The sequence below is a fragment of the Rhizobium sp. BK591 genome (assembly GCF_014195045.1).
Taxonomy (GTDB): domain Bacteria; phylum Pseudomonadota; class Alphaproteobacteria; order Rhizobiales; family Rhizobiaceae; genus Rhizobium; species Rhizobium anhuiense.
This window is the reverse complement of sequence record NZ_JACIAZ010000007.1, coordinates 302,756-321,231: the sequence shown is the minus strand read 5'-3', so window position 1 is coordinate 321,231 and position 18,476 is coordinate 302,756. Positions and strand designations below refer to the sequence as shown.

The following is an 18,476-nucleotide window of genomic DNA, read 5'->3' as shown; positions in this document are numbered from 1 at the left end:
TCCTTGTGTAGATCCTAAGCGGCGGCTCGCATGAAGCTCCCCAGCCCCGCGAAGAGCTCCACCGATTTCAGCCGCGCCTCGATGTCATGGATCGGCATCGAGATGATCACCTCGTCGGCCTCTGTTTCCCGCAGAAACTCCGTCAGTTTCGCTTCGGCCGTCTTTGGCGAGCCAACGACGGCATAACGCAGCGTGTGTTCGACATTCATCTTCTCCATCGGCGACCAGAAGTCCTCCATATCGGCCACCGGACGCGGGAACGGCCCGCGGACATTGCGGCGCAGATTGACGAACTGCTGCTGGGCGGAGGTGAAATGGTACCGCGCCTCCTCGTCCGTCGCCGCCACCGCGCCCATGACGCCGACCATCACATAGGGCTTGTCGAGTGTCGCCGAAGGCTGGAAACGGTCACGGTAGATGGCGATCGCATCGAGCAGCATGTCGGGTGCGAAATGCGAGGCGAAGGCATATGGAAGCCCGAGCATGGCGGCGAGCTGCGCACTGTAAAGGCTGGAACCGAGCAGCCAGATCGGGATATGCGAGCCATTGCCGGGAACGGCGAGGATCGCCTGGTTCTCGACCGGCGTGCCAAGGAGTTGCTGCAATTCCACCACGTCGTTGGGGAAGCTGTTTGCGCCGGCTTCGAGGTTGCGCCGCAGCGCCTGTGCCGTGCGCATATCCGTTCCCGGCGCGCGCCCGAGGCCGAGATCGATGCGGCCGGGGAAAAGCGCCTCCAGCGTGCCGAACTGCTCGGCGATGACGAGCGGCGAATGATTGGGCAGCATGATGCCGCCCGAGCCGATGCGGATGCGCTTGGTCGCAGCCCCGACATGGCCGATGACGACTGATGTGGCGGCACTGGCGATCCCCGGCATGCCGTGATGTTCGGCGAGCCAGAAGCGCTTGTAGCCGAACTCCTCGGCCTTCTCAGCCATCCGCGCCGAACTTTCGAGGGACTGACGCACGGTGCTGCCTTCGGCAACGGGGGAAAGGTCGAGTATGGAGAAGGGAACCATGGAAAACCTGCCGGGCAGTTGAAGGATGCAGCCTATGTAGGTTCGCCCTCGCGCCATTCCAAACCATGCGCGCAAACAAAAAGGGCCGCGCGAGCGCGACCCTGCCAGATGCTGGAAGCGATAGCTTAGCGGTGACGGCGCAGCACATGCACCTCGGCGCTCGGCTGGTGGTGGCCTTGCGGCAGCGTGAAATTGCCGAGCTGGCGGTCCATTTCCAGGGCTTCCGTCGCCAGCCGGTGGATCGCCGCCGTCGTCTCCTCGACCATCGAGGCGTTCTGCTGCGTCATCGCGTCGAGTTCGGCGACAGCGCTATTGATCTCACGCAGCGTATTGGCCTCCTCGCGGGTCGCGCCCATGATCTCGTTGATCTGTCCGTTGATCGCCTCGACATGGGCGCCGATGCCCGTGAGAGCAACGCCCGCCCTTTCCACCAGCGTAACGCCGCTTTCGACCTCATGCGTCGATTTCTGCAGCAGGTTGGAGATCTCCTTCGCCGCGCTCGATGAGCGCTGGGCGAGCTCGCGCACTTCCATGGCGACGACGGCGAAGCCCTTGCCGGATTCACCGGCGCGCGCCGCCTCGACGCCGGCATTGAGCGCCAGGAGGTTGGTCTGAAAGGCGATGTCGTCGATGACCGAGATGATCGTGTTGATCTGGCGCGAGGAAGCCTGGATTGCCTCCATCGCCGCGATCGTCTCCTGCATGATCTGGCCGGAGCCCGTCGTTTCCTTCTTGGCGTCGCGAGCGATGCGCTCGGCCTGTTCGGCCCGCTCGATCTGCTGACGGACCGACTGGGTGATGGCGCTGATCGCATTCGCCGTTTCGGTGATCGAGCCGGCCTGGCGCTCGGTGCGCCCGGCAAGCTCGTCGGCGCCGGTGCGCATCTCCTCGGAGCCGGCGCGCACCGCCATCGAGTTGCCGCCGATTGCCGTCATGGTTTCGCTGAGCGTCGCCAGCGCTTCGTTGAAATTGACCCGCAGGCTTTCGAGCTCGTTCGGGAAGCGTGTATCGATCTGGTAGGCGAGATCGCCGTTCGCCAGATGATGCAGGCCCTCGTCGAGCGCCTCGACCACCTGCTGCAGCGTCTTCGCCTCTGCCTCGCGCTCGGCCAGATTCTGCTGGCGGTCGTGCTCGGCCTGCAGGCGCGTCTCTTCACTGGCGGCTTCGAGCTCGCGGCCTTCGATCAGCGACTGCCGGAAGCGGGCGAGCGCGTTGGCCATCGTGCCGATTTCGTCCTTGCGGTTCAGGCTGCCGATCTCGCTGTCGAGTTTGCCGTCCGCGACATCGCGGGTGACGCCGGCAAGGCGCGCAAGCGGCGAAAACAGGAAATTGGTGACGAGGCCGGTCGCGACCGCCATGACGACGAGCACGCCGATGCCGATCATCGTCAGCAGAGTGGCGATCTCGATCGAGCCGGCATTGAGTTCGCTGAGCAGCACGCTCTCGACCACCAGGAAGCGGTCGCCGCGATAGTCGATGCCGCGGACATAGGCACGGGCGGCACCATCCGCCCGGTTGAAATCGGCAACCGTCATCGCCGAACTGGCAAGTGCGCTCTGGATGAAGGTGAAGGGTGTGGCATCGAGCATGGCAAGCTTGCCGGCCGCATCGAGACCGATAGCCGATCCATCGCCGGAGACGATCGCCGCCCGTGCCGTGCTGCCCTGGACGATGCCCTTGGCAAGGATGCCGGTGACGATGTCGTCGCGCACCTTGAAGAGGATGATGCCCTTGGCCGCTCCGAGCTTGATGATCGGCACGGCATAGAAGATCGCCGATTTGCCGCTGCCGGCATCGACGCGAAGGCCGGAGAAACCTGTCGGCGCGGCATCATCGGTCGCCTTGGCGGTATTCTCGATCGCCTTGGCGAAAGCGATGCCGGCGCCGGTTGCCTTCCAGGCGTCCGACTTCAGGTTCTCGGCGAAATCGTCCTCCTTCTTATAGGAATAGAGGACCGTGCCCTCGAGATCGGCGATCAGCAGGTCGCTGAAGGCGGTATCCTCGAGGTCGCGGGCGACTTCGCCCTGCGTCTTCTCATGGTTCGAATAATAAAAGCCGCTCGGCCCTTCCGGCTTCATAAGCTTCTCGCGCTGGTCGGCCGGGTTGGGATTGTTCGATATGAAAACCTTCTTCAGCTCGGCACGAGCGTCGCCCGAGGTCTTCTCGATGGTTTTCCAGCCGCTCTTCAGGCTGGTGATCGACATTTGCAGCGCCTCGATGCGCGCAATCGAGTTGGCCTGGTTTTCAAGCTGCGCCAGCTGGTCCTGCAGCATGTCGCCGCGGAAGATCAGCACGCTTTCCTTGGCCTTCAGCGCCTGCTCGTCGGAGATGCGGCTGCTGGCGAAATAGGCGAGTACGTCGATGACCGCGATCGACAGCACGGTCAGCAGAATGAATGTGACGATGACCTTGAAGGACAGGGATTGAAATCTCTGTGCCATGTACGACGAACCCCTTCTGAACGCGCTTGCCGGCCTGGCATGCAGCGCATGCCCGATCGACTGACCTGTAAACAGAACATCGGGGGCTTAATCTTCGTGAAAAGACGCCCCTCTCGTATTGACGACTAGAATTCGGGCATCTGTTTTAATTCGCGGTAAATAGCGGGGCCTAAATCCGGGAGTGTTTTTGTTTTGTTCACATATCGATGGCACTTATTTCGCGATCGCTATAGGTTGAACCATGCAAAATACGATTCGCATTGTCGGTATTGATCCCGGACTTCGCCGCACCGGCTGGGGAATCATTGACACGCTGGGCAATTCCCTGCGGTTTGTCGCGTCTGGAACCGTGACCTCCGATGGCGACATGGACCTTGCCTCCCGCCTTTGCCAATTGCACGACGGCCTGGCGGAGATTGTCCATAGCTACAAGCCGGATGAAGCCGCCGTCGAACAGACCTTCGTCAACAAGGATGCGGTGGCGACCTTGAAGCTTGGCCAGGCCCGCGGCATCGCCATGCTGGTGCCGGCGCGTGCCGGCCTGCCGGTTTCGGAATATGCCCCGAACGCCGTAAAAAAGGCCGTCATCGGCGTCGGCCATGGCGAAAAGCACCAGATCCACATGATGCTGAAGATCCTGATGCCGAAAGTCGAATTCAAGGGCGACGATGCTGCCGACGCCCTGGCGATCGCCATCTGCCACGCGCATAATCGCGGCAGTAACAGGATGCGCCAGGCACTGGCCGGTTAATCTATACTTGACTTGTTCCCATCTGCTGAGAGACCGCGACCCATGATCGGCAAGCTGAAAGGCACCATAGACGAGATCGGCGAAGACTATGTGCTCGTCGATGTGCACGGCGTCTGCTACGTCGCCCATTGTTCGGCCCGCACCCTGTCCAAGCTCGGCTCGGCCGGCGAGGCCTGCGTGCTGTTCATCGAGACCTATGTGCGCGAGGACCAGTTGAAGCTCTTCGGCTTCATGAGCGCGCTGGAGCGGGAATGGTTCAACCTGCTCCAGAGCGTCCAGGGCGTCGGCGCCAAGGTGGCACTCGCCGTGCTGTCGACGTTGACGCCGGGCGAACTTGCCAATGCGATCGCCCTACAGGACCGCGCCGCCGTCTCCCGCGCACCGGGCGTTGGTCCGAAAGTGGCGATGCGCCTCGTCACCGAGCTCAAGAACCGGGCGCCGGCCTTTGCCGGCGAAGCGATCAATATCGGCCTCAAACAGGAACTCGGCGAAGGTGTCGCGGCAGCACCTGTCGCCGATGCGGTTTCCGCACTGACCAACCTCGGCTATTCCCGCGACCAGGCGGCGAATGCGATTGCCGCAGCCATGAAGACGGCAGGCGATGGTGCAGACAGCGCCAAGCTGATCCGATTGGGATTGAAGGAACTGGCGCGGTAGAGTAGGATAAACTGTCGATTTTCCGACAAATGACAAATTTTCCGACTCACTCACCAAAATAGGACTACTGATCGATGTGGGGAGAATTTACGCTTTCACCCAAAGGCCAGATAACGCTTCCGAAGGAACTGCGGGATGCTCTCGGTCTTCAGCCCGGCGATCAGCTTGTTTTCTCCATCATCGACGGAGAGGTCGTGATCACACCAAAATCGATCAACTTCAACGATCTCGCAGGCCTTCTCGGATCGCCTCCAAATGGACGTGCTTCCCTGGAGGAGATCGACGCAACGGTGACCGATGCTGCGGGCAGCGATGTGGTCGACGAAGCCACGCGGTCGAAATCGGATGTCGCCGCATGATTGCGTATGGTGTGGATACAAACGTCCTGCTGAGGCTTATTGTCGACGACGATCCGGAGCAAAGGGCTGCCGCGCTGAAGTTCGGTGAAGGTATCGGCAGGGACTATCGTGGATTTCTCTCGCTTCTGAATCTCTTGGAACTGGATTGGGCGTTGCGCGCCCGGTTCGGCTTCAAGAAAAAGGATGTTGTCGAGGCAATCGGCAAATTGACACGCGTCAGAGGATTGGACATCGAGAACCAGACCCTGGTGATCAAGGCCCTGAGGGCCGTGGAAACGCGAAACGCAGATTTTGCCGATGCCTTGATTGGCTACCGCGCCGCGGATGAGGGATGCCAGGCGACCAAGACATTTGACCGGCACGCGTTCAAGACTGTGCCAGGTATGGAGCTTCTGACATGAGCGAACCCGCCCGCCTGATATCACCGGAAAAGCGGGGCGAAGACCTAGATATCACCTTGCGCCCGCAATCGCTGGACGAGTTCACCGGCCAGGCGGAAGCGCGCGCCAATCTCAAGGTCTTCATCGAGGCGGCGAAAAACCGTGGCGAAGCGCTGGACCACGTGCTCTTCGTCGGCCCGCCCGGCCTCGGCAAGACGACGCTGGCGCAGATCATGGCGAAGGAGCTCGGCGTCAACTTCCGTTCGACGTCGGGTCCCGTGATCGCCAAGGCTGGCGATCTCGCCGCCCTGCTCACCAACCTCGAGGAGCGAGATGTGCTCTTCATCGACGAGATCCATCGCCTCAACCCCGCCGTCGAGGAAATCCTCTATCCGGCCATGGAGGATTTTCAGCTCGACCTGATCATCGGGGAAGGCCCTGCAGCTCGCTCGGTGAAGATCGACCTGTCGAAATTCACGCTGGTGGCAGCCACCACTCGCCTCGGACTGTTGACGACGCCGCTGCGCGACCGCTTTGGCATTCCGGTCCGCTTGAGCTTCTACACCGTCGAGGAACTGGAACTCATCGTGCGCCGCGGCGCGCGGCTGATGAACCTGCCGATCACCGAAGAGGGCGCCCGCGAGATCGCAAGACGCGCCCGCGGCACCCCGCGCATCGCCGGCCGGCTGTTGCGGCGCGTGCGCGACTTTGCCGAGGTGGCAAGGGCAGAGGCCGTCACCCGCGAGATCGCCGACGAGGCGCTGACCCGCCTGCTGGTCGACAATGTCGGCTTTGACCAGCTCGACAAACGTTACCTTAACATGATCGCGGTCAATTTCGGCGGCGGCCCAGTCGGCATTGAAACCATTGCCGCCGGCCTTTCCGAGCCGCGCGACGCGATCGAGGACATCATCGAGCCCTACATGATCCAGCAGGGTTTCATTCAGCGCACGCCACGCGGCCGCGTTCTGACCGCAATCGCGTGGAAACATCTGGGAATGCAACCACCTAAGGATATGGAGGCTGCGCAGTTCCGGCTGTTTCAGGAGGATAACTGAGTGATCACCCGCCGCGGATTTTTCAAGGTTCTCGGCGGCGGTGTCGCAGGCGTCATGTCACTCGGTGGTTATGCCTTCGCCTATGAACCGCTCGCGCGGCTCGCCATCACCCGCTACCGGCTGACACCGCCGGGATGGACACCGGGGCTGAAGCTCCGCATCGTCGCGCTCGCCGATCTGCACGCCTGCGAACCCTGGATGTCGGCAAGTCGCATTGCCGCGATCTGCCACAGGGCAAATGAACTCGAAGGCGATATGACCATTCTGCTCGGCGATTATGCCGCCGGCATGAACATGGTGACCCAATACGTGCATTCGGGCCAATGGTCGAAGGCGCTCGCCACCTTGCGGGCTCCTCTCGGAGTCCATGCGGTCATGGGCAACCACGATTGGTGGGAGGACCGCACCGCCCAGAAGAACGGCGGGATGGAAACATTCGGACACCGGGCTCTCGCCGATGTCGGAATCCCGGTCTATGGCAACCGCGCCGTTCGGCTCGAAAAGGATGGCCGCGGCTTTTGGCTCGCAGGCCTCGAAGATCAGTTGGCGCTGCTGCCCGGCCGGAAGTGGGGCCGCACGCATATGCTCGGCCTCGACGATCTCGAGGGAACGATGGCTCAGGTGACCGACGATGCGCCTGTCATCCTGCTCGCCCATGAACCCGATATCTTCCCGCGCGTGCCAGAGCGCGTCTCGCTAACGCTATCGGGCCACACGCATGGCGGACAGATCCGGCTGCTGGGCCGTTCGCCGGTCGTGCCCTCGCGTTACGGCAATCGCTACGCCTATGGCCATATGGTTGAGGAGGGGCGTAATATCATCGTGTCCGGCGGCCTCGGCTGTTCCATTGCACCGGTGCGCTTCGGCGTGCCGCCGGAAATCGTCGTGATCGATCTTGGATAGAATGGCATGACCAAGCGCACTCTCATCCGCCTGAATGCGGGCGCCGAGCGTTTCAACTATCGCATCGCCGGCCTCGGTTTTCGCAATGGCCATGTGCTCGTTCATCGCGCCGTGCATGAACCCTTCTGGACCTTTCCGGGTGGCAGGGCGGAAATAGGCGAGACGTCGGAGGAGACGCTGAAACGGGAGATGATGGAAGAACTGGGCGTCGACGTCACCGTCTCCCGCCTGCTCTGGATCGTCGAGAATTTTTTCCACTATGAGCAGCGCGACTGGCATGAGCTCGGCCTCTATTATCTGATGGAGATTCCGCCGGACTTCCCTTTTCAGTCACACGAAATCATCCATCGCGTCGAAGACGGCGACAATCATCTCGAATTCAAATGGGTGTCGGCGACGCGCACGGCCCTGACCGCGCTCGACATCCCGCCCTATTTCATCGCCGATGAAATCGAGAACCTGCCCGCCGCGCCCCGTCACCTCGTCTGGCGGGACGGCAATCTCGATGACGAGGACTGACGCAAACATTCCAGCACGTGTGAAGAGGAGATGTGCCTATGCCGACCTTCGATCCCGTCAGGCCGTTTCGCAAACTTGCCTATAACAATGCGCTTGCCAACCGCCGTCTGCTTCAGGCCTGCGCGGCATTGAAGCCCGGTGAATTCGAGGCCCCGCGCACCAGCTTCTTTCCCTCGCTCAAGGAAACCTTGAACCATATCATCACGGTCGATTGGTTCTATGTCGATGGCCTGGAAGGCGGCACGCTCGGGTTCCAGGCCTTCGAGGTCGACGAACCCTTCGATGACGTTTCCTCGCTGGCAGAGGCGCAGGCGAAGGTCGATCAGCGCCTGATAGCGCTTTGCGAGGCCCTGACGCCGGAGAAGCTGGTCTCCACCGTCCGCCTCCATCGCGGCGCTCGCATCCAGGAGGAGCGGATGGAAGACGTGCTCGCCCACCTCTTCCAGCATCAGACCCATCATCGCGGCCAGGTGCATGCGATGCTTTCCGGCACCAGCGTCGCTCCGCCGCAACTCGACGAGTTCATCGTCGCCGACGATGCGCGGTTCCGTGGCACAGAACTCGCCGAACTCGGCTGGAGCGAAGAGACGCTGATGCGCTGATAATCAGCGTCCTCAGCGCGTCCTATCGGACGCGCTGCGCTTTAGAGCGGTTCGGCTTTTCGCAGAAGCGCAGAACCGCTCTAACTTTTGTTTACACAATTCCGGACGGAAAACCGCTTCGCACTTTTCCTGGAATTGCTCTAGTCCTGCAGTCGCCTCTTCAGCCCGTCGATGATCGTCTTGGTGAGAAGGTCGTAATTCTCGTCGAAGTGATGGTCGCCGGGCAGTTCGATGACTTCGGCGCCGCTATCCTTCAGCGCCGGACAGGCGACATCGTCATCGTCGTCCTTGCCGTAGATGCATTGCACGAGCTTCGGATCGATGTTCTTCACATCGCTGACGGGATCGCCTCCCGCCCCTTCCGTCTTCTGGCCGAGCCAGCCGAGAACGGAAATGACATAGTCGACTTCGTGCGACAGCGACAGCAGCGACAGTTGCGCCACCGCCGACTTTTCAGCCGGCTTGAGGAGCTGATAAGTGGCGGGTACGACATCGGCGCCGAAGGAATAACCGACGAGCAGCACATGCTTCACCTTCCACTGCTTGCGGTAGAAGTCGATGATCTTCGAAAGATCGCCGGCTGTCTCCTCCGGCTTACGCTCGGACCAGAAATAATGGAGCGAATCCACGCCGACGACAGGAATGCCTTCCTTCTGCAGCGTGCCGCCGACCTCCTTGTCGATGTCGCGCCAGCCGCCGTCGCCGGAATAGATCACCGCCATCGTATCGAAGGCGGGCGTCGCCTCGAGCACCGCCAACGGCAGGCCGAGCGGGTTGCCGAAGGCACCGGAGGCAGTGACGAGATCGTCGAGCGTATCGGCAAACACCGTCTGCGCATCATCGGTGGAATCGCGGATTTCTATCTCGGCATGGGCCTTCTTCAATGCCTCGGCATGCGCCCGGCCATCCTTGTTGGCATTAGGCGTGAAGACGGTGATCACAGGGTCCGGCAGAACGCCGTCGCTGAGTCCATAGACTGTGCGTTGACCAACCACCTGCTTGGAAGCCGGCGTGCAAAGTGCCTGGGTGAGCGGAATGCCGGCGACCGGATCGACGGCAAGCGTCTGGCCGATCGTCGCATCCGGCGTTTGCGCCGCGATCGCCAGCGCCAAGGCTCCGCCCTCGCCGATGCCGGCGACGATCGGCAGATGATAGGCGCTGTTGCCGGTCGCGCGCTGCACCTGCTGGCTCAGCGATTCGATATCCGAGACCATGTAGATGCAGCCGTCGTTGAGGCTGACGTCGTACCGGCTGAGCGCCTGGATGTAGGAGGGAAAGTCGATGCCGATGACGACGGCGCCTTCGGCGACCAGCCTGTCGGCCTCGGCCTTCTCATAGTCGCCCCAGCCGGCGGCATCCGAGATCAGCATCACCGTGCCTTTCACCTCTCCTTCCGGCAGGAAGATGTGCGGCGACGGAATGAGCCCGGTTTCGAAGCTCTGCTTGGTTTCCTCGGCGGCATTAGCCGGTGCGGCCGCGAGCATGCAGGCGCATGCCGTGGCAAGAAGGATTGTCCTGATCATTTTCTCACTACCCCTTTCAATCCGCCCCCGATCAGAAATGTCGCGTCCATCAACGCGATCATCGGATTGCCCCCTCCTGAGACCGCAAGATAGCGCGGTTGCCAGTGCGGATGAAACTTGGATTTGAATGCCCGAAGGCCTTTGAAGTTATAGAAGCGCTCGCCGTGTTCGAAAACAGTGCTGCCGATGCGGTCCCAGACGGGCGCCGCCTCGCGTTTCGACATGCCGGAAAGAGGCGCCATGCCGAGATTGAAGTGGGTGAAACCCTGTCCGCGCAGATATTCCATGATCTGCACGAAGAGAAAGTCCATCGAGCCCTTCGGTGCGTCCGGCGAGAAGCGCATCAGATCGATCGTGCTCTCCTCCCTGGATTCGGTGACAAGGATATTGGCGAAAGCGACGATCCTGCCGTCCTTTTTCAGGATGCCGACCGGCTGCGATGAAACGTAATCGGGATCGAAGGCGCCGAGCGAGAAGCCTTTTTCCTTGGCGTTGTGATGCTCGAGCCAGGCGGCGGAAACGGCGGCGAGATCATCGATGACCGAGGCTATGTCCTGCGGCTCGACGACGGCGAATTCCAGCCCGTCGCGCTGGGCGCGGCTTGCCGTCTGGCGAAGGTTCGCCCATTTGCCGCCCTTCATCTCGAAGGTCCTGAGATCGGCAACCGCCAGTTCGCCAAGCTTGAAGGCGCGAAGGCCTGCATCGGCGCAATGGGAAAGCAGCGCCGGTGAGATCTGATAGAACACCGCCCGGCAGCCGGCGGCGCGCGCCGCTTCGACGAAACGCCAGACGAGCTCCTGCACGGCGCGATGCTCGCCGACCGGGTCGAACAGTGCGATCCAGGAGCGGCCCTGCCGGCCATACATGATGAAGGCGTCACCTTTTTCCGAGAACATGATGCTCTTGTCGCCCATGCGCACCAGATTGGCGTCGGCATTGCCCTGCTTCATGACGATCTCGACGGCACGCGCCAGTGCCTCGTCCGTGGCCGGTTCCGGCCGGAAGGCCGCCGGCCGAAGCAGGCTGAAGATGGCGATCGCCGACGAGATGATGGTGATGCCGAGCACGGCGCGCAGCCCGCGCGGCGCCTCGGCGGTAAATTCGAACTGCCACCAGAGCTGGTTGCTGTATTCGACGTCACGATAAACGAAGAGCAGGATGACGACGGCGCCGACGACAATGACGGCAATCGCCATCAGCCAGGACGCCGTCAGCGCCTGGTTGAGCAGCGAGGCATGGCGGGTAAAGAGCCGGCGGCTGACGAAGAGCCCGAAGATGAGGAAGGCGAGAAAAGCGGCTTCAACCAGCGCGATCGCCTTCAACAGCGACAAGGTCAGCGCGGCGACAGCCGAGAACACCGCCACCCACCAGGCGCCGTCGAGCCGCTGGCCGAGGCCGCGTGCGGCGACGACGAGCGCCAGCCCCAGCAGGCTGGAGAGGAAATGCGCCCCTTCGACCATCGGCAGCGGCAGATAGTTGGAGAGGAATTCTAGGTTCTGGTCCGGCGTCGGCGTGACGCTCGAAAACACCAGCATGACGCCGAGCAGCAGCGCAAGAGCCGAGAGCAGCTGCGGCATCAGCCGTCCGCCGATGCGCCGCACGCTGGAGGCGGCCGGATGGTCGACGAAACGACGCAGCTCCGCCGCCGACACCGCGAGCACGGCGATCAGCAGCGGCAGCACATGGTAGACCAGCCGGTAGAGCACCAGCGATCCGAGCACGGCATCGATGTTCACCGCGCTGCCGAGCGACGCGATGATCACGGTCTCGAACACGCCGAGGCCGGCCGGAACGTGGCTGAGCACGCCGAGACCGACGGCGATGGCATAGACGGCGAGGAAGACCGGCCAGCCGATTGCCGTCTGCGGCAGCAGCACGTAGAGCACCGACGCCGAGGCGGCGATATCGAAGGCGGTGACGAGGAACTGGCGCGACCAGGTGCGCGAATCCGGCAGGCGGATTGCCACAGGGCCGAGATCAAGCACGCGCCCGTCACGGCCGATGATCATCACCGCGCCCAGGATGGCGACGATCGAACCGGCGATCAATCGCAGGAGGAAGGCGCTGACACCGATGAGCGGGCCGATCTCGTCGGCGATGATGATGAGGGCGATCGCCGCGACGCCCGCAAGCCCGAGACCGAAGGACAGCGTGACGAAGGCGATGATGCGGCCGATATCCTCCGGCGAGAGCCCGAGACGCGTATAGGCACGGTAACGGATCGCACCGCCTGAAAGCGCGCCGAAGCCGGCGGTATTGCCAACCGCATAGGCGCTGAACGCCGTCAGCGCCACATGCGGAAAAGGCAGTTTCTTGCCGATATATTCGATCGCGTTGAGGTCGTAGAAGATCAGCGAGAGAAAACTCAGCCCCGTGAAGAACAGAGCAAGCAGGATGGCGCTCGGCCGGGTTGCCGCCAGCGCGTCGACGACGTCATCGTAGCGCACCTCGTTGGTCAGCTGCATGATCGCATAACCGACAAGGCAGAAGACCACGAGTGTCGCCGCGGCCGTCAGCGGCGTTCTGTACCGTCTGAATAGCCCGCGAAAAGAAAACCCGCCGTCCGATTCTTCTATATTTTCCAAATTGCCGTGACCCGACATCTCGTACCTGTCGCAACTGCTAGCGTGGCGGGAATCATTTTTGAAAGACGTAACATAGGAGGCATGGAAGCTCTATGAAGCCATGCCGCCGCTACCCCGCCCCGCCCTTTGCGCCTCAATCATCCTCAATTGGGGCGAATTTGCGCAGGCCGGCGTCGCGGCACATTGCATTTTCGTAAGCTTCGAAAGAACTTGGCCCTACGATGGGATTTGAGATCCGGGAGAACGGTTCGATATGCAGGATAGTCCGGCCCTCATGATGCTTGTCCTCGGACGCCTATTGCTGGGCGGCCTCTATGTCGCGGGCGGGATTCATCATTTTTTCGTCATCGTGCCGTTGACCGCGGCAATCGAAGCCCGCGGCGTTCCCTTTGCAAAATGGGTACTGCTCTCGGGCAGCCTGTTCCAGATCGCGGCCGGCCTCCTGCTGATGCTGGGACTTTTCGTCGCGGCGGCGGCATTCGGCCTCATCGTCTTCACCCTTGCCGCCACCATCATGCTGCTGAATTTCTGGGACATGCAGGGTACGGCGCGCGACAGCGCGATCAATACCTGGAAAACCAACATGGCGATCATCGGTGGCCTGCTGATTGCAGCCGCCGGGGCGATGTGAGGGTTTACGCCGCCGGCTCGCTGCCCGCCCGTGCATGCGCGGCGTAGCGCGCCACGGCGGCATCAACCTCCGCGTCGCGATCGCCCGCCACCTGCACGGTCGGCACTGCGAATTCGATGTCGTTTTCCTTGAAGGCATTGCGGATCATCGCCAGCGCATTGCGGCGGATGACGAATTGCTCGCCAGGTTTCGTCATCATCGACAGCCGGATTTCGATTGCGAATTCGCCGAATTGTTCGACACCTTTCATCTTCAGCGTCTCGATGATGTGCGGACCAAATTCCGGATTTTCGAGCAGCGTCTGGCCGATCTGCTTGATCACCTTCTTCGCCTTGACGAGATCGGTGTCGTATTTGACGTTGAGGCTGATCTTGTCGATCGTCCAGTCGCGGTTGAGGTTCTTGACCGCCCCGAGTTCGCCGAACGGCACCGTCGTCAGCGGGCCGCGATGGTGCCTGAGCTTCACCGAACGCAGGCTGAAGGCCTCGACCACGCCCTTGTGGCTGCCGCTCTCGATATATTCGCCGATACGGAAGGCATCGTCCCAGAGATAGAACATGCCGCTGATGACGTCCTTGACGATCGTCTGGGCGCCGAAGCCGACAGCGACGCCGACCACACCGGCGCCGGCGATCAGCGGCCCGATCTCGATACCGAGGCCCGACAGCACCATCAGCACGGCGATGACGGCGATCACCACGGCAAGGATATTGCGGAAGATTGGCAACAGCGTATGTATCCGCGCGCGTTTGGCCTTCTCCTCATCCGTTGTTCCGCCATCCACGGATGAATCGAGCAGCTTGCCGTTGATATAGGCCTTGATGACATGCCAGAGCAGGTCGGCGGCCAACAGGATGACGATGCCGCCGATGACGCCGCGCGCGATCTTGTCGACCATCGTGTCGCCCGCGGCCATCGTATCGGCGCCGACGCCGAGCATATGGCCAAGCCAGATGGCGGCAACGGCAATGATCAATGCCCGCACGCCCCGGTCGAGCAGCACCGTCGCAATCCGGCGCGTGGCCAAGAAGCTCGCTTCGGTCTGCTGCAGCGATCTCACCGCAAGCGTCGAAACGGCGAGTACGCGCGGCAGCAGCAGCACATAGATGCCGAGCCAAAGCAGCCAGTTGAAGCCCGCAACCCAGATGCTCCACAGCAACAGGAAATAGACGGTGAGCGCCCAGGAGGTCCCGTGATCGCGCTTCTCGTCCTTGTGCGGCCGTGACCAGACCGCCTCGATCGCGATCAGCAACAGGCCGATGCCGAGGATATAGCCGACGAGAAGCCGGGCGCTCGAGGTATAGCCAAGCGGTTCCATCGACTGGATCGCCGCCCAGCCGAAGATGAAATAGATGACGAAGGTCGCACAGCGGCGATACCAGAAGAGCGCGACGTCACGTCCCGGCATGATCGGACCGGTGATACCCTGCCGTTCTTCGTCGGCCCGCGCCAGCCCGATGAGATCGACCAGCACGCCGCCGAGGCAGATCGTAAAGCGCTGGACGATGAGCGCGACGACGCAGACGATCGCGATGCTTTGGCTGAACGGCGGCCAGCTGAGGCTGAGAAGCGTGAGCATGGTCGCCGCCGCGAAGATCAGCGCCGGGATGACGCGCGGCGCCAGATGCATGCCCTCCATCTCAATCAGCCGGCGGCGACGGCGGCGGAAGGCATAACGGGCAATGCTTTCGACGATCGCGCCGAGCAGGAAAATCGCCAGGAATTGCGCCACCATCCGCGGCCAGCCGGTGACGGCGATTTCACCGAAGAACAGTGAGGAGGCATTGCCGACCTGCGAGGGCAGCGTCATCGCCGCATCGGAGACCATCGAGACATGCCGGCGGGCATGCTGCAGCAGACCTGACAGAACCGACATCTGGTTTTCAGACGCTGCGTTGGCCGCAGGCGTCGCGGCCATCTGCGTCGACATCCACTGCTTGACCTCGGGCGTCTGCATGAGCTCCATCATCTCACGCACCTGCGCCGGCGGGGTGGCCGCGGCAGGCACTTGCGCCGGCGGCGTCTGGGAAAAACCAGGCGAAACCGCCGAAAAAAGCGCAAGCAATGCCAATATGCCGAATAGGACGGCCTTCAAGCCCCCTGCCATGCCACGCTTCATGACCGCCTCCGATGAAAAGTCGGCCGCCTGGATGAAGCAGCCCCAACATTTTGCAATGGATACCCGTGACCGTTGCCGCCAGCAAGCAGTAGGAAAACCATACCGATGGCTAGGAGATACCGACATCGCCGCCCTCGAACGAAGCGCCGCGCTCGCTATGTCAGGATGACGGCTTTGTCGGAACGGCGAGTGAAACCGCCGGCCTTCAGGATTTCGGGACCGGTTTTTCCACGTGGCCGCCGAAGCCCGCGCGCATCGCCGACAGCACCTTGTTGGCGAATTCGTCATTGTCGCGCGAGGAGAAGCGGCCATAGAGCGCCGCACTCAGCACCGGCGTCGGCACGCTTTCGTCGATTGCCGCCATGATCGTCCAGCGGCCTTCGCCGCTGTCGGAAACGCGGCCTGCATATTTCGATAGTGCCGGATCGGCATGCAGCGCATCGGCCGTGAGATCGAGCAGCCAGGAAGTGATGACGCTGCCGCGGCGCCAGACTTCGGCAACATCCTGCAGGTTCAGATCGTACTGGAAGTGCTCCGGATGGGCGAGCGGGGCGGTTTCCGCATCGACCTCGTGCGAGGCAGCGCCGATATTGGCGTGCTTCAGGATATTGAGGCCTTCGGCATAGGCGGCCATCAGACCGTATTCGATGCCGTTATGCACCATCTTGACGAAATGGCCGGCGCCATGTGGGCCGCAATGCAGGTAACCCTGTTCGGCGGTGCTGGCCGCCGCCGCTTTGGCGCTCCGGTTCGGCGAGGCTTCCGTCGTGCCGGGGCCGGGCGCCAATGTCGCGAAGATTGGGGAAAGATGCTGGACGATGCCTTTCTCGCCGCCGATCATCAAGCAATAGCCGCGCTCGAGGCCGAAGACGCCGCCGCTGGTGCCGACATCGACATAATGAATGCCCTTGGTGATGAGTTCGGCGCCGCGGCGGATATCGTCGTGGTAATAAGAGTTGCCGCCGTCGATGACGATATCGCCGTTCTCAAGCAGCGGCACCAGGCTCGCCAGCACCTTGTCGACGATCGCCGCCGGCAGCATCAGCCAGATCGCCCGCGGATGGGTGAGCTTCGAGACGAATTCCTCGAGAGAACCACTGCCGGTCGCACCGAGGCCCGTGAGATCGGCGACGCTTTCCGGCCTGGCGTCGTAAACGACGCATTCGTGACCGCCTCGCATCAAGCGCTGGACCATATAATTGCCCATGCGGCCCAAACCAACCATGCCAAGCTGCATATGAATCTCCTGGAAACCGAAATGAAGTATCGAATCCGGAAATTAGCACCCGCAGTGTGACAGGCAAGCGAAGTCTCGGTGATATTGGCGGATGCGACGATTGCGCCGCCGATCTCCTGCAAACCAATGCTTCGTCAAGCGTCAGATGCGCTGGCCGGCTCACCCTTCATTTCGCTGAGGAACATGCCCTCGCGCAGGTTGATGCCATATTCGACGAAGGCCTTCATGCAGCAAAGCATCTGCGTCCAGCCTTCGCAGTTGAGATAGGTGCCGCGCCGGCCGGCATCGTCTTCGCGCCAGCCGGTCTCGGCGATGGTCACCAGCGTGCCGCCATCCTCCAGCGGCTTGAAGTTCATCTCCACCAGCGTCTTGTATCTTGCCTCATCTTCGCCGGTGCCGCCGTCCCATCGCAGCACGATACGGCTTTCCGGCACGAGTTCGATCACTTCGACTGGCGCATCCTTCCACCAAGTCACCGTCGTGCCCTGGACGAGCGGCGCGCTCGCCCCGCCGATCGTGGTGAAATAGCTGTTGAGTTTCTTCGGGTTGACGACGGCGTCGAATACCTCCGCCACGGGGCGGCCGATACGGCCGGAAATGCGGATTCCGAGAGACATGGCACTTCTCCTCTTCTCCATTGTGCTTGTTCCATTGTACTTGGCTTCATTATGTTATAAAAATATAACATGTCAAGCGAATCAACCGACGACCCTGTTTTCAAAGCGCTGGCGCATCATCGCCGCCGCGAAATCCTCGATCTGCTCAAGAATGGCCCCCGCACCACGGGAACTCTCTGCGAGATGTTTCCTCAGATGGACCGCTGCACGGTGATGCAGCATCTGAAAGTGCTGGAGGAGGCAGACCTGGTCATCGCCAGGAAGGAGGGCCGCGAACGCTGGAACCACTTAAACAGCCTGCCGATCAAGCACATCTACGACCGCTGGATCAGCGCCTATGCCGGCCATGCGCTCTCTATACTCGACCGGCTGAGAAGCGATCTCGAAGGCCAGCCCGAATAAAATGCCGACTGTCCAACCGCCTTGTCGCCCGGCCCGCCACAGCCCTATGCTGGCGGCAAAGCATGGGACAGGACAGATGATGATAACAGGGGCCGGCATACGCCGCATGCGGCTGTTGCGCAGCATGAAGCAGGAACATCTCGCCGAACTCCTCGGCGTCAACCAGGCGACGGTCTCACGCTGGGAGCGCGATCAGCTCGCCCTCTCATCCGAACAGGCCGTCAAGCTGGAACGGATTTTCGCTGCGCCTCGACATGCGGCAGTCGATGCGGCGCTGAAGCGGCTGGTCGAGGATTCCGTTCGCCCAGTGCATCTGATCTGCGACCGCACCCACCGGCTGCTATCAGCCTCCCGCCCGCGGCAGGCGGAATGGCGGGCGCCGCTCGCTGCCTTTCTCGGCCGTTCTCTGTTCTCTTACGCTTCCGCCGAAATCACCGCGGCCGAGCAGTCGCTGGAGGAGCGCGGCTGGCATGCAGGCAGGCTCTCGTCGCTGATTCTCGAGACCGGCGCCAACGGCAATGCGCAGCTGCCCATTGCGGCCGGGCACGTGAGCTGGGAAAGGATCATGCTTTCCGATGGCAGCGCCGGCCGCCTTGTCACGACCATCGGCTGAGCCTGCAGCTTTCCTGCATTCCCATGCATAATTTATGCGTTGTCCGGAAACCTCGGTCTTTAT

Annotated in this window: 19 protein-coding genes; 12 read left to right on the top strand and 7 right to left on the bottom strand. The window is 61.9% G+C overall.

All coding sequences use genetic code 11. From position 1 onward, the window contains the following. Positions 1–14: 14 nt before the first annotated feature. Together FHX10_RS28550 and FHX10_RS28545 are read right to left on the bottom strand one after the other, a co-directional pair. Positions 15–1,016: an LLM class flavin-dependent oxidoreductase gene (locus FHX10_RS28550; protein WP_063475354.1), complete on the bottom strand. Its 1,002-nt coding sequence runs from the start codon at positions 1,014–1,016 to the stop codon at positions 15–17. A gap of 125 nt (positions 1,017–1,141) precedes the next feature. After that, complete coding sequence (locus FHX10_RS28545; RefSeq protein ID WP_047616505.1) at positions 1,142–3,457, bottom strand: methyl-accepting chemotaxis protein; 2,316 nt, start codon at positions 3,455–3,457, stop codon at positions 1,142–1,144. Between the two features lie 241 nt (positions 3,458–3,698). Here FHX10_RS28545 and ruvC point away from each other — a divergent pair, with 241 nt between their 5' ends. The 8 genes from ruvC (at position 3,699) to FHX10_RS28505 (ending at position 8,686) form a co-directional block, all read left to right on the top strand. Continuing rightward, a complete protein-coding gene (gene ruvC, locus FHX10_RS28540) occupies positions 3,699–4,208 on the top strand; it encodes a crossover junction endodeoxyribonuclease RuvC (RefSeq protein ID WP_028755540.1) in 510 nt (169 codons plus the stop codon). Positions 4,209–4,250: 42 nt separating this feature from the next. Next, the gene (ruvA, locus tag FHX10_RS28535; protein ID WP_028755539.1) at positions 4,251–4,865 is read left to right on the top strand and encodes a Holliday junction branch migration protein RuvA; all 615 of its coding nucleotides are present in this window, start codon (positions 4,251–4,253) and stop codon (positions 4,863–4,865) included. Positions 4,866–4,939: 74 nt separating this feature from the next. Then, the gene (locus tag FHX10_RS28530) at positions 4,940–5,224 is read left to right on the top strand and encodes an AbrB/MazE/SpoVT family DNA-binding domain-containing protein (protein ID WP_028755538.1); all 285 of its coding nucleotides are present in this window, start codon (positions 4,940–4,942) and stop codon (positions 5,222–5,224) included. After that, positions 5,221–5,625, top strand: a complete 405-nt coding sequence (locus FHX10_RS28525) for a PIN domain-containing protein (RefSeq protein ID WP_049810847.1) — start codon at positions 5,221–5,223, stop codon at positions 5,623–5,625. Before FHX10_RS28530 ends, FHX10_RS28525 begins: the two co-directional genes overlap by 4 nt. Further along, positions 5,622–6,662: a Holliday junction branch migration DNA helicase RuvB gene (ruvB, locus tag FHX10_RS28520; protein ID WP_003552548.1), complete on the top strand. Its 1,041-nt coding sequence runs from the start codon at positions 5,622–5,624 to the stop codon at positions 6,660–6,662. Before FHX10_RS28525 ends, ruvB begins: the two co-directional genes overlap by 4 nt. Further along, positions 6,663–7,565: a metallophosphoesterase gene (locus FHX10_RS28515; protein WP_028755537.1), complete on the top strand. Its 903-nt coding sequence runs from the start codon at positions 6,663–6,665 to the stop codon at positions 7,563–7,565. It abuts the gene before it with no gap. A gap of 6 nt (positions 7,566–7,571) precedes the next feature. Further along, positions 7,572–8,084: an NUDIX hydrolase gene (locus FHX10_RS28510; protein WP_028755536.1), complete on the top strand. Its 513-nt coding sequence runs from the start codon at positions 7,572–7,574 to the stop codon at positions 8,082–8,084. 38 nt (positions 8,085–8,122) lie between these two features. After that, positions 8,123–8,686 carry a DinB family protein gene (locus FHX10_RS28505; protein WP_063475353.1) on the top strand — a complete coding sequence of 188 codons (564 nt, stop codon included), beginning with the start codon at positions 8,123–8,125 and terminating at the stop codon, positions 8,684–8,686. Between the two features lie 140 nt (positions 8,687–8,826). Here the strand turns inward: FHX10_RS28505 and FHX10_RS28500 are convergent, their stop codons facing one another. Both FHX10_RS28500 and mprF read right to left on the bottom strand, forming a co-directional pair. Next, positions 8,827–10,209 carry a virulence factor family protein gene (locus FHX10_RS28500; protein ID WP_063475352.1) on the bottom strand — a complete coding sequence of 461 codons (1,383 nt, stop codon included), beginning with the start codon at positions 10,207–10,209 and terminating at the stop codon, positions 8,827–8,829. Next, positions 10,206–12,812: a bifunctional lysylphosphatidylglycerol flippase/synthetase MprF gene (gene mprF, locus FHX10_RS28495; RefSeq protein WP_063475351.1), complete on the bottom strand. Its 2,607-nt coding sequence runs from the start codon at positions 12,810–12,812 to the stop codon at positions 10,206–10,208. Before mprF ends, FHX10_RS28500 begins: the two co-directional genes overlap by 4 nt. 235 nt (positions 12,813–13,047) lie before the next feature. Here mprF and FHX10_RS28490 point away from each other — a divergent pair, with 235 nt between their 5' ends. Next, positions 13,048–13,425 (top strand): DoxX family membrane protein, encoded by a 378-nt coding sequence (locus FHX10_RS28490; RefSeq protein ID WP_028755532.1) that lies wholly within the window; start codon positions 13,048–13,050, stop codon positions 13,423–13,425. A 4-nt stretch (positions 13,426–13,429) separates the two neighbouring features. Here the strand turns inward: FHX10_RS28490 and FHX10_RS28485 are convergent, their stop codons facing one another. Then, positions 13,430–15,394, bottom strand: coding sequence for a mechanosensitive ion channel family protein (locus FHX10_RS28485; RefSeq protein WP_246781266.1), 1,965 nt, complete (start codon positions 15,392–15,394; stop codon positions 13,430–13,432). Between FHX10_RS28485 and FHX10_RS35295 the strand changes: the two genes are divergently transcribed. Further along, positions 15,381–15,713 (top strand): hypothetical protein, encoded by a 333-nt coding sequence (locus FHX10_RS35295; RefSeq protein WP_246781265.1) that lies wholly within the window; start codon positions 15,381–15,383, stop codon positions 15,711–15,713. The genes FHX10_RS28485 and FHX10_RS35295 overlap by 14 nt on opposite strands. A gap of 36 nt (positions 15,714–15,749) precedes the next feature. On the opposite strand, the gene gnd is transcribed toward FHX10_RS35295, so the two are convergent. Beyond that, positions 15,750–16,781, bottom strand: a complete 1,032-nt coding sequence (gene gnd, locus FHX10_RS28480) for a phosphogluconate dehydrogenase (NAD(+)-dependent, decarboxylating) (RefSeq protein ID WP_063475349.1) — start codon at positions 16,779–16,781, stop codon at positions 15,750–15,752. A 134-nt stretch (positions 16,782–16,915) separates the two neighbouring features. After that, positions 16,916–17,398, bottom strand: coding sequence for an SRPBCC domain-containing protein (locus FHX10_RS28475; protein WP_063475348.1), 483 nt, complete (start codon positions 17,396–17,398; stop codon positions 16,916–16,918). Between the two features lie 69 nt (positions 17,399–17,467). Between FHX10_RS28475 and FHX10_RS28470 the strand changes: the two genes are divergently transcribed. Then, positions 17,468–17,800, top strand: coding sequence for an ArsR/SmtB family transcription factor (locus FHX10_RS28470; protein ID WP_063475347.1), 333 nt, complete (start codon positions 17,468–17,470; stop codon positions 17,798–17,800). A gap of 76 nt (positions 17,801–17,876) precedes the next feature. Continuing rightward, a complete protein-coding gene (locus FHX10_RS28465) occupies positions 17,877–18,413 on the top strand; it encodes a helix-turn-helix transcriptional regulator (RefSeq protein ID WP_063475346.1) in 537 nt (178 codons plus the stop codon). The last annotated feature ends 63 nt before the right edge of the window (positions 18,414–18,476 follow it).